Origin of the sequence: Stutzerimonas stutzeri (assembly GCF_000590475.1) — a bacterium.
Lineage (GTDB): Bacteria > Pseudomonadota > Gammaproteobacteria > Pseudomonadales > Pseudomonadaceae > Stutzerimonas > Stutzerimonas stutzeri_D.
On the sequence record NZ_CP007441.1, the window covers coordinates 854,840 to 866,601 of the forward strand.

The window sequence follows — 11,762 nt, forward strand, 5'->3', positions numbered from 1 at the left end:
GCCAGGTTGCTGGCGATCCGATGCCGCACGGACCCGGATCGCCAGCGTGATCTGGCGCTTACTCTGCGCGCCGACAAACATCTGCAAGTCGGCGGGACCTTTCTTATCGCACCGCCTGGGTCACGGCGTCGATCAATGCCTGCAGGTCGATCGGCTTGCGCAAGTGCAGGGTGAATCCCGCTGCCTTGGCTTTTTCGACATCGCGCATGGTGCCGTAACCCGTCAGGGCGATACTCGGAGTACTCGCGTTCTGCCCGTTACTCCGGATGGCCGTCATCATCTTGTGGCCGTCGATCTCCGGCATGCCAATGTCCGAGACGATCACGTCGAATTCACGCTGCTCGGCCAACTGGATGCCGGCGGCGCCGCCATCAGCCGTGATTACGATGGCGCCTTCGCTTTCCAGCAGTTCACACATGGTCTCGAGAATATCGGGCGAATCATCCACCAGCAGAATCTTGATGCCAGCTAGCCCGCCAATCTCTTCACTATTGGCCGATTCGCTGAGTTCAATTTCAGTTTGCAGATGGATCGGTAACCAGACACTGAACCGTGCACCTCGACCGGGCCCTTCGGAGAAGGCTTCGATACGGCCGTGGTGGGCCTCGATCAGTTGCTTGACCAGCGCCAGCCCGATGCCCAATCCATGTTTGGAGCGTTGCGCGTGCTGCATCTCGGCCTGTCCGAACATGTCGAATACCTTGGGCAGAAAATCTGCCGAGATACCTTCACCGGTATCGATGACGTCCAGGCGGGCCTGGTCGCCTTCGCGCTCGAGTTGGAGACAGATGCGCTCTCCGCCTTTGGTGAACTTCCAGGCGTTGTTCAACAGATTCCAGATAATCTGGTCCAGACGCGTAGGGTCGGCATGAACGTAAAGCGGCTGCTCTGGTTTGAATGCCTCGAACGTCACGTTCTCGGCCTGTGCCAACGGAGCGAACACGGCCTCGATACCACGCAGGACCTCCTGATATTGCAGTGTCGAGAACTGCAGTTTCAGTTTGCCGGTACGAATGCGCGATACGTCCATCAGGTCGTCGATGATGCGCGACTGGCTGCGGACGGCGTTCTGGATCGACTGGGTTGCCTTGCGCAAAGCCGGAAAGTTCTTGGCAGCCTGCGAGCGCGCGACCAGATCGGTATTGAGCTGAATCAGGTTCAACGGATGCTTGAGTTCATGCGAAAGCACCGCGAAGAATTGGTCCTTCTGCATGTTGGCAGCCTGGATGTTCGCCAGTTCGTCCTGTTGTGCTGAGTTGCGCTCGCGGTCTTCGGTCAAGTCGCGGGCGATCTTTGCAAAGCCGATCACCTTACCATTGTTATCGACGAGCGGATTGACCAAGCCGCTGAAGAAGCACTGCGAGCCATTTTTGCGAACATGCCAACGTTCATCCGTGGCTTGGCCCTGCTGTTGGGCCCGTTTACGTTCGGCTTCCGGCACTCCCGCTCGGCGGTCTTCCTCGCTGTAAAGGATGTCGATGTGCTGGCCGATCGCCTCCTTTTCGGTGTAACCAAAAATGAATTCGGCGCCACGGTTCCAAGTCGTTATATGGCCATCGCAGTCCAGGGTAATGATGGCGTAGCCCTTGGTGCTTTGCGCCAGGAGCTTCATATGGGCCTCACCGACGCGTAGCTGCTCCTCGGCCCGGCGTCGATCCGTGATATCGATAAAGGTCAGCACGGCGCCCTGAATGCGGTCATCCAGCGTGCGGTAGGGTAGAAACCGCGCCATATACCAGCGGTTATCACCTTTGGACCCGATCTCGCGTTCGACCAGATGAAGCTCTTCGAACGCCTTGGCGGCATCCGCATGCAGCTGTGGATAGTCGAGACGATGGGTAATGTCGAACAGCGATCGGCCGGCGTCGTTGCCGATCACGTTGAAGATGTCCTTGGCGCGCGGGGTAAACCATTTAATGCGCATCTTGCGGTCGACGAAGACCGTGGCGATGTCGGTGGAGGAAATCAGGTTCTGCAGGTCATCGTTGATCTTGCTGGTTTCGTCGACCTTGGTTTTGAGCTCGAAGTTGACCGTGGTGAGCTCTTCGTTGATCGACTGCAGCTCTTCCTTGCTGGTTTCCAGTTCTTCAGTGGCCGAGCGCAATTCTTCGTTGATCGCCTGCAACTCCTCGTTGGAAGCGCGCAATTCTTCGGTGGAGGTCTCCGAATGCTCCATGGTGACCTGCAACCGTTCCTTGGTTTGCTGCAGCTCGGCTTCCAGCTGGGTCAGTACGCTGTCCTTAGTTTCGGGGTCCTCCAGGGTGTTGCTGTCCATGCAGTCTTCGACTTCATCGAAGAGCACCAGCATGTAGTCGCTGCCAGCTTCGTTATCGCGGAACGGGCGGACCACCATATTCACGTAGAAGCTGCGGCCATCGCGTTCCAGCCGGACCCGTCGCGCTTCCACACTTTTGCCGGTGTGGGTCGCCTGATAGAGCGCGGTACGAAGTTCGAGCCGCAGTTGCGGATGCACCAGCGTCGTCAGGTTCAGCGAGGGTTCGCCACCGACATAGCGCAGGAAATTCCCGGCCCGGTCGGACATGTGCACGATCTCACCATCGTGATTGACGATAACGCTGGGCGGTGCGTACTGCTCGAGCGCGCGCTGGTGCACGTCGGCAAAGGAAAACTTCCGGTTGCGCTTGGACGGTTCGCTGAAGGGTGGACGACTTGGGGCTGTAAGCGAGAAGCCGTGATACGGCCCCGTAGGCGCGCGACGCAGGGCGGCGCCTACCTCCCTGGCTCGGTAGATACGGTTTTTCTTGTCTACCGGGGCAAACAGGTGACTGCAGGCGTCAGCGGTTTCCGAACTGCCCAGGAACAGGTAGCCGCCGGGGTTGAGGGCAAAATGAAACATGCGCAGCACTTCGAGCTGGATGTCCCTGTCCAGGTAGATCATTAAATTTCGACACGAAATCAGGTCGAGTCGAGAAAAAGGTGGGTCGCGCAAGATATTGTGCCGGGCGAACAGGATCGTCTCGCGCAGCTCCTTTTGCATGCGGTAGTGATTCTGTTCCTTGACGAAATACTGCCGCAGCCGGCTCGGCGGCACGTCCGTCAGGATGGCTTCCGGGTAAACGCCGGCGCGTGCAGTTTCGAGCGCACGGTCGTCGATATCGGTGGCAAAAACCTGTGACTGGATTTCACCTTTTAAACCGCTGATTTCGGCTTGGTCTGCCAACAGCATTGCCAGCGAATAGGCTTCTTCCCCGGTCGAGCATGCTGCCGCCCAGACGCGCAGAAATTTATCTTCAGTGTCGGCTTTCTGCTCGAACAACGACGGGATGATGTCGCGCTCCAAGGCCTCGAAGGCTTCACGGTCGCGAAAAAAATTGGTTACGCCGATGAGCATGTCAGCAAGCAGAGCCGGGGTTTCTTCCGGGCTACTTTGCAAAAAGCGGGCATAACTGGGCATATCACGCAAGGCATTGACCTGCATACGCCGCTCAATGCGGCGCAATACCGTGGCTTGCTTGTAGTGTCTGAAGTCGTGGCCGGTGCGGGAGCGGAGCGCGGCGAGAATTTCGCGCAGCGCTAGCTCGTTGGGTTTGGATTGGGCGTGAGCCTGAGCAGATTCGAGCTCGCCCTGTGCATCTCCGGCTTGCTCGCTATCGCCTGCTGACATGATCGGATCCTGCCGTGCCAGGAGCGCTTCCAGATTCTGGCGCAGCTCCACCAGCTTTTGCGGCATATCCGCAACCGGCAGCACGATATCGACCATGTCAGTTTCAATGGCGCTGCGCGGCATCGAGTCGTATTCGGCGTCTTCCGGCGTTTGAGCCAGCGTAACGCCACCCTGCTCCTTGATGCGTGACAGACCGACTGAGCCATCCGATCCCGTGCCCGAGAGAACGATACCCACGGCGTGGCTGTGATGTACGTCCGCCAACGCTCGGAAGAACAGGTCAATGGCTACTTGGGGGCCGCGTTCGCGCGCGGGCTTAAGCAGGCGCAGATAGCCGTCATTCATCGACAGATCCATCGCCGGCGGGATCACATAGACGTGGTTGCGCTCTATGGGTGTCGGTTCGGTGATCTGCAAGACTGGCATCTTGGTGACGTTCTGCAGAATCTTGTCGGCGCTGCTCTCATGCTTGGGCGAGAGGTGCATGATTACGACAAAAGCCATGCCGCAATCGTTGGGCATGTTTTCGAAGAACGTGATTAATGCTTTGAGGCCGCCCGCCGAGGCGCCAATGCCCACTACCGGAAACTGCAAGGTGCTCCGCGTCGCGTTGTAGTTCTTAGGCGTTGACGGCTCTAGGCTTGTAGTCATCGAATTCTCAACATTGCGATAATAGATTTTTTTCGATAGCAGCTAAGGGATGACCTCGCAGCCGATAGGGGATTCAGTAATTTAACGACGCGCTGCCGAACGGATGATAAAGGTTTGTGTTGGCGATTACTGCCTCGCTGCTTAGGGCAGTAGGTGCGCCGATTCAGCACTCGATAACGTTGACCGCCAGCCCGCCACGGGCGGTTTCCTTGTATTTGCTCTTCATGTCCGCGCCGGTCTGGCGCATGGTGCGGATCACCTTGTCCAGCGAAATGAAGTGGCTACCGTCACCACGCAGGGCCATTCGCGCCGCGTTGATCGCCTTGACCGCACCCATCGCGTTGCGCTCGATGCAGGGCACCTGCACCAGCCCGCCGACCGGATCGCAGGTCAGTCCGAGGTTGTGCTCCATGCCGATTTCGGCGGCATTCTCGACCTGTCGCGGGTTGCCGCCCAGCACTTCGCAGAGCGCGCCCGCACCCATCGAACAGGCGACGCCGACCTCGCCCTGGCAACCGACTTCGGCGCCGGAAATCGAGGCGTTCTCCTTATATAGGATGCCGATCGCCGCTGCGGTGAGCAGAAACCGCACGACCCCGTCTTCGTTGGCGCCGCGGATGAAATGCACATAGTAATGAAGCAGCGCCGGGATGATCCCCGCCGCACCATTGGTCGGCGCGGTGACGACGCGACCGCCGGCGGCGTTCTCCTCGTTTACCGCCAGCGCGTATAGGTCGACCCAGTCGAGCACGCTGAGCGAGTCGCGCAGGCTGGCTTCCGGATGTTCGCTGAGCTGGCGATACAGGCCTGCCGCGCGCCGTTGCACCTTGAGTCCACCGGGCATCACGCCTTCGGTGCGGCAACCGGCCTTGACGCAATCCTGCATGACTTGCCAGATTTTCAGCAGGCCGGCACGGGTCTCGGCTTCGGGGCGCCAGGCGACTTCGTTGGCCAGCATCAGTTGGCTGATACACAACCCGTGCTCGCTGCACAGCGCCAGTAACTCGTCAGCGCTATGGAAAGGGTAGGGCAGAGGCGTGCGGTCTTCGACGATGCGGTCGCTGCCGGCCGCCTGTTCGTCGACCACGAATCCTCCGCCGACCGAATAGTACTCGCGGCTGCGCAGTTGCAGCCCGGCGCCATCGAAGGCACGCAGGATCATACCGTTGGGGTGGAAGGCCAGCGGCTTGCGGATGAATTGCAGGTCGTTGCTGACTTCGAATCGAATGGGTTTGTCGCCCAGCAGGCGCAATTCGTGTGATTCACGGATGGCTGCCATGCGTTGCGGGATGCCTCCGGTATCGACGTCCTCCGGCAGCTCGCCTTCAAGCCCGAGTATCACCGCCTTGTCGCTGCCGTGGCCCTTGCCGGTGGCGCCGAGGGAACCGTACAGCTCGACCCTGATGCGCTCGGTCGCGCTCAGCAGGTCGTCATCGCGCAGGCCTTCGGCAAACCGCAGCGCTGCGCGCATCGGGCCCACGGTGTGCGAACTGGACGGTCCGATACCGATCTTGAACAGGTCGAATACGCTGAGTGACATGACAGGCTCCGGGGCGAACAGGCTTACCTTGAGCCTAGACCCTTGGCGCCGCTCAGCTGTTGCAATCGCACCACTGCGGCGGCCAAGGGACGTGAATCTTCAGCGCGTGGCCGCCGAGCCGCCCCAGGGCTTGGCTTCCAGGCTGTTGTGAACCGCGGTGGCAGCCTGCGCGGCCTGACCAACGGCGACACTCATCTGTTTCAGGCCCAGGGTCACATCGCCGATGGCATAAAGCCCGCGCACCGAGGTTTGCATGTGCTCATCCACGCGTATGCCGCCGTCGTCATCGCAACCCACGTCCAGTTGCCGGGCGAGTTCCGAACGAAAGCGCGCGCCCAGGCAGGGGTAGATGATGTCGAAATGATAGGTGTCGCCGCGGCAGGTGATCATCTCGATACCGGTTGCGCAAGGGCGCAGCGCTTCGACGCGATCGCTGATCAGCTGCACGTCGTAATGCTCGGCCAGGGCGATGGCCTGGTCGCAAGCGTCCTGTTCGCCATGCACCACCACAGTGACCCTATCACTGAAGGTACGCAGAAACACCGCATGGCCGATGGCGCATTCCGCTTCACCGTAGACCGCGACGTTGTCACCGTTGACCTCGTAGCCATCGCAGATGGAGCACAGCCGTAGCTTGCCGTCGCCGATGGCCTGCTCGACATCCGGCATGTCCGGCAAGGTATCTTCGATGCCGGTGGCCAGAATGATTCGCCGGGTTACGCAGCTTTTGTCCCCGTAGCGCACGCTGAAGCCATCGGCGTGGGGCTCGATATGTTCGACCCGACCATGCTCTAGCTCTGCGCCGTAGCAGCGGGCCTGTTCACGTAGACGAATCAACAGATCGTTGCCGTTGATGCCTGGCGGGAAACCAGGGTAATTATGCGACCGCGGTATCCATGAGGCGCGGCTGGAGCCCGCATCGACCACTCTGCAGCTACGACGAAAGCGCGCCAGATAGAGCGCAGCGGTCAGTCCGCCCGGCCCACCACCGATAACCAGGCAGTCGATCAGGTCGGGGTTCGGCGGCGGTTGGGTCGAAACGTCGTTCATGGCAGGTCGGAAATGGCTGGGGATGTTGCCTGTAGAAGTGGCGAGCGATTTGAAAGTTCGCTTCTTCCGATGAGTGCAATGTTTCGTTTTGAGAGCTGGTTGGACCTTAAACCCTTGTGCTAGAGCCCCTGATGGCCAACACTGCGCCGCTCGATGACTGGGCGGATTCAATCCGTACTGACCGGTCATCGCCATTCCAATAAAGGCCAGCCTGCGATTCGTCGCGGTGCTCTGGTCACCCCGCTGTACCTATTCAGGCGTGCCACAACAGGTTCCGGCTGAACGCATATCGAACTGCAATACACCACTCGAACGGTGCTCACGAGGCGTCGCATCGAGCTTATTTCCCGTGGGGGTCAAATGTTCAAATCATTCTTCGTTGCACCTTGTGCGGCGCTTTACCTGTTGTTCGCGCCAACGGTGGCCAGCGCCGCAGAGCCCATCGTGATCAAGTTCGCCCATGTGGTCGCGGACGATACGCCGAAAGGCAAGGGCGCCTTGCTGTTCCAGAAACTGGTTCGCGAGCGGCTCGCCGGCACGGTGGAAGTCGAGGTCTATCCGAACTCGACGCTGGTTGGCGACGCCGACGAGATGCAGGCGTTGCTGGATAACAAGGTGCAGATGCTGGCGCCCTCGCTGTCCAAGTTCACCGAGTATTCGCCGAAGCTTGAAGTCTTCGACCTGCCGTTTCTGTTCGACGACGAGGCGGCAGTGGCGCGCTTCCAGAAGCGCGAGATGAGCCGCGAGCTGCTGCGCTCGATGGCCAGCCATGGGATCTACGGTCTGGCTTATTGGAATAACGGTCTCAAGCAGTTGTCGGCCAGCCAGCCATTGCGCAGTCCGGCGGACGCTGCGGGTTTGGCGTTTCGCATTCAGCCGTCATCGGTGCTTGAAGCGCAGTTTGCGGCAGTGGATGCCAAGGCCATCCGGCTACCGTTCGCCGATGTGGCAAAAGCCATGCAAAGCGGCACGGTGCAGGGCACTGAAGGCCCCTGGTCCAACATGCGCGGGCAGAACGCGGGTGTTAAACAGAGTTACGTCACCGAAACCAATCATGGCGTGCTCAATTACATGTTGGTGACCAATTCCAAATTCTGGACCAGCATTCCGTTCGCGGTGCGCTCCGAGCTGGACAACATCCTGCTGGAAGTGACACAGACCGTGAATGCAGACGCTGCAGCCATCAACCAGCGCGAGCGTGAACGGATTCTGGCCAGCGGCAACAGCACGCTTGTTACTCTTACCCCAGAGCAGCGCCAGGCCTGGCGTGACAAGATGCAGCCGGTCTGGAAATCCTTCGAGTCGCAGATCGGCGCCGACGTCATGCGCGCGGCACTGACGGTTAACCGTCGCTAGTGCGGGCCTGCCCCGGTGCCCGTATGGGGGCCGGTGCTTCAATACTTCTGCCGAGCGCGCACTCATTGCGCGCTTAACCAATGTGTCGTTTTGAGAGCTGGTTGGACTTTCTGGCCTTGTGCCACGCCCGGTGATCGCGAAGACTTCCGCTCGGTTGGTAAAGGCACTAGCGCTCTGCTTTTCGCCAACCGCATTCCAATAAAGGCCAGCCGCCGACCGCCGCAGTCGAGATGATCTGGCCAACTCGAACTGAAAAAACGAACCGACCACGCCGCTGCGTGAGTCAGGCCTTATCGTTGTCGACTAACCACTCGAACGGTGCCCACAAGGTGTCGCTTCGGGCTTTTCCCGTTGGGGGGTAGATGTTCAAGTCTTGTGTCGCTGCGCTGGTCGCAGTTATGTGTGGATTGAGTGCCTCGGTCATGGCGGCCGAAGGCGAGCCGTTCGTCATCAAATTCGCTCACGTGGTGGCCGATGACACGCCCAAGGGCAAGGGGGCGTTGCTGTTTCAGAAGCTGGTGCACGAACGTCTGGCCGGCAAGGTCAAGGTCGAGGTCTATCCGAACTCGACGCTGGTCGGCGATGCCGACGAGATGCAGGCGCTGCTGAACAACGACGTCCAGATCCTCGCGCCCTCGCTGTCCAAGTTCGGCAAGTACACGAAGAAGCTGCAGGTCTTCGATCTGCCCTTCCTGTTCGATGACGAAGCGGCGGTCCAGCGGTTCCAGAAGCGCGAAATGAGCCGTGAATTGCTGCGCTCGATGGCCGATTCAGGCATCTATGGCCTGGCGTACTGGAACAACGGCCTTAAGCAGCTTTCCGCCACCAAGGCGCTGCGTATGCCCGAAGATGCCGCCGGATTGGCGTTTCGCGTGCAGCCCTCGGCGGTATTGGAAGCGCAGTTCAACGCGGTTGGGGCCAAGCCGGTGGTGCTGCCTTTCGCCGATGTGTACAAGTCGCTGCAGGCGGGCGTGGTTCAGGGCGCTGAGAACCCTTGGTCGAACATTGCCAGCCAGAACATGCACAAGGTTCAGCCGTTCATTACCGAGAGCAACCACGGGGTACTCAACTACATGTTGGTGACCAGTTCGGAGTTCTGGATGAGCATGCCTTTTGCGGTGCGTTCAGAACTCGAGGGCATCATTCTCGAAGTGACCCAGGCCGTGAATCGCGAGGCCGCGGCGCTGAACCAGCGTGACCGTGACCGAATCCTCGCCAGCGGCAGCAGCAAGCTGATCACCCTCACGCCGGAGGAGCGTCAGGCCTGGCGCGAGAAGATGATGCCGGTGTGGCAGTCCTATGAAACGGAAATCGGTGCTGACGTAATCCGCGCAGCACTCACGGTCAATCGCAAACGCTAACCTCATGCCTTCCGCTCGCCGACACAGCAGGTCGGCGAGTGTGGCACGCCCCCCGCTCCAGTTCCTCCTCCATCTATTCGCCAGCAATCGCGCGCTGATCTGCGACCCGTCGCGCGGCAGAAACTGCTGAGCCCGTCTAAAAAACCTCCGCGCCGTGGCCTTCACGGCGAAGCCGCTTCGCCATGGATCGGTAGCAGCGGGTTATTCGTCTCCGACGCCCCCGGGCGTGTCGGTTCCTCCGCAGAGCCTGCCTGAAGCCGGCCACGGCGCGGGGACGGCATTACGTCAGCAGCGAGGCCGCTGGCAAGCGTTGCTCCCTACGTATGCCGGTTCTGAGCTTGTCGATGCCGGTTCTTGGTCGTTAAGCCGCAGCCCCTGGCTGCTAGCATTGTCGAGCAGGGCGCAATTGACCCGCCTTGCAACAGGGCGGAGTACGCGTCCTTTGCGTTGTTTGACGTGCCAACCAAGAATAAGGAGAACAGTAGGTGGCAACTAATCCTGGGCAAAACACGGCAACGACCTTGGAGAGCATCCCCGCTCCGAGCGGTGCGGCTAATCTGATCGACACCGACTACGTCATCGGTCAGGACAATATCAAGAGCAGGTTTCTGGATATCCACAGCAAGGTGTTCAGCATTTCCGCGCTGACCATCGTCCTGTTCGTGGTCGTGACGCTGGCCTTGCAAAAAGAGGTTGAACCGCTGTTCACCGCTGTGCGTGACTGGTTGACCGGCAATCTGGCCTGGTTCTTCCTCGGTTCGGCGAATGTTTTCGTTTTGCTGTGTCTGGGCTTGATCCTTTCACCACTGGGCAAGGTACGCCTGGGCGGCAAGGAGGCGACCCCGGACTATTCCTACACGGGCTGGTTTTCCATGCTGTTCGCCGCTGGCATGGGCATCGGCCTGATGTTCTATGGCGTGGCCGAACCCATGACGCATTTCTCAACGGCTCTGGGTGGCATCAGCGTCGAGAATGGCGTGCGTACCGACTGGGCGCCGCTGGGCGCCGCAGCCGGCAATGCCCAGGAGGCCGCCAGCCTGAGCATGGCCGCCACGATCTTTCACTGGGGGCTGCACCCTTGGGCGATTTACGCCATCGTGGCTTTGGCGCTGGCACTGTTCTCCTTCAACAAGGGCCTGCCGCTGAGTATCCGCTCGATCTTCTACCCACTGCTCGGTGAGCAGGTATGGGGCTGGCCCGGCCATGTAATCGATATCCTGGCGGTATTCGCTACCCTGTTCGGCCTGGCCACCTCGCTGGGCCTGGGTGCACAGCAAGCGGCGGCCGGCCTCGAGTTCTTGTTCGGTATGCCCAACACGGACACCAACAAAGTACTCCTGGTTGCCGGTATCACGGTGATCGCCCTGATGTCGGTGCTGGCCGGGTTGGACAAGGGGGTCAGGCGCCTTTCGGAAATCAACATGGTGCTGGCGCTGCTGCTGCTGTTGTTCATTGTCATAGTCGGGCCGACCCTGGCGATCATCACCGGTTTTTTCAGCAACCTGGGTAGCTATCTGGCACACCTGCCAGCGCTGTCCAACCCGATTGGCCGTACCGACGTCAACTTCAGCCAGGGTTGGACCGCGTTCTACTGGGCCTGGTGGATCAGCTGGTCACCGTTCGTTGGCATGTTCATCGCTCGGGTCAGCCGCGGGCGCTCCGTACGTGAGTTTCTAATCGCCGTGCTGCTGGTGCCGTCGCTGGTCTCGGTGCTGTGGATGACCGCGTTCGGCGGCACCGCTCTGGGCCAGTTCGTCGCCGATGAGTTCACCGGAGTACAGGACGCGGTATTGGAGCTGAAGCTGTTCGCCATGCTTGGCGAGTTGCCGCTGACCCAGATCAGTTCCTTTATCGGTATCGTGCTGGTGGTAGTGTTCTTCGTCACCTCGTCGGACTCCGGCTCCCTGGTGATCGATACCATTACCGCTGGCGGCAAGGTCAACGCGCCGGTTCCGCAGCGGGCCTTCTGGGCTGTGTTGCAGGGCGTGGTGGCCATTTCCCTGCTGCTGGGCGGCGGCCTGGTCGCGCTTCAGGCCATGGCGGTGTCCACCGGTCTGCCGTTTACCATCGTGCTGCTGGTGGGCTGCGTGTCCATCGTCAAGGGTTTGATGAGTGAGCCACGGTAGGGTGGGTTAGGCGCATGCTCTGATGGTTGAGATGTATGCCGACATCGGCTGCG

Annotated in this window: 6 protein-coding genes; 3 read left to right on the forward strand and 3 right to left on the reverse strand. The window is 60.1% G+C overall.

Translation table 11 applies throughout. The features are described 5' to 3' along the window. Positions 1-103 precede the first annotated feature (103 nt). The 3 genes from CH92_RS04005 to CH92_RS04015 form a co-directional block, all read right to left on the reverse strand. Positions 104-4,276, reverse strand: coding sequence for a CheR family methyltransferase (locus tag CH92_RS04005; RefSeq protein ID WP_025240487.1), 4,173 nt, complete (start codon positions 4,274-4,276; stop codon positions 104-106). 163 nt (positions 4,277-4,439) lie between these two features. Further along, positions 4,440-5,816: an L-serine ammonia-lyase gene (locus tag CH92_RS04010; protein ID WP_025240488.1), complete on the reverse strand. Its 1,377-nt coding sequence runs from the start codon at positions 5,814-5,816 to the stop codon at positions 4,440-4,442. Between the two features lie 99 nt (positions 5,817-5,915). Then, the gene (locus CH92_RS04015) at positions 5,916-6,866 is read right to left on the reverse strand and encodes an NAD(P)/FAD-dependent oxidoreductase (RefSeq protein ID WP_200869639.1); all 951 of its coding nucleotides are present in this window, start codon (positions 6,864-6,866) and stop codon (positions 5,916-5,918) included. A 360-nt stretch (positions 6,867-7,226) separates the two neighbouring features. Here CH92_RS04015 and CH92_RS04020 point away from each other — a divergent pair, with 360 nt between their 5' ends. The 3 genes from CH92_RS04020 (at position 7,227) to CH92_RS04030 (ending at position 11,709) form a co-directional block, all read left to right on the forward strand. Then, the gene (locus CH92_RS04020; protein WP_025240490.1) at positions 7,227-8,222 is read left to right on the forward strand and encodes a TRAP transporter substrate-binding protein; all 996 of its coding nucleotides are present in this window, start codon (positions 7,227-7,229) and stop codon (positions 8,220-8,222) included. A gap of 362 nt (positions 8,223-8,584) precedes the next feature. Further along, the gene (locus tag CH92_RS04025) at positions 8,585-9,583 is read left to right on the forward strand and encodes a TRAP transporter substrate-binding protein (protein ID WP_051517546.1); all 999 of its coding nucleotides are present in this window, start codon (positions 8,585-8,587) and stop codon (positions 9,581-9,583) included. A 485-nt stretch (positions 9,584-10,068) separates the two neighbouring features. Continuing rightward, positions 10,069-11,709: a BCCT family transporter gene (locus tag CH92_RS04030; protein ID WP_025240492.1), complete on the forward strand. Its 1,641-nt coding sequence runs from the start codon at positions 10,069-10,071 to the stop codon at positions 11,707-11,709. Positions 11,710-11,762: the final 53 nt, after the last annotated feature.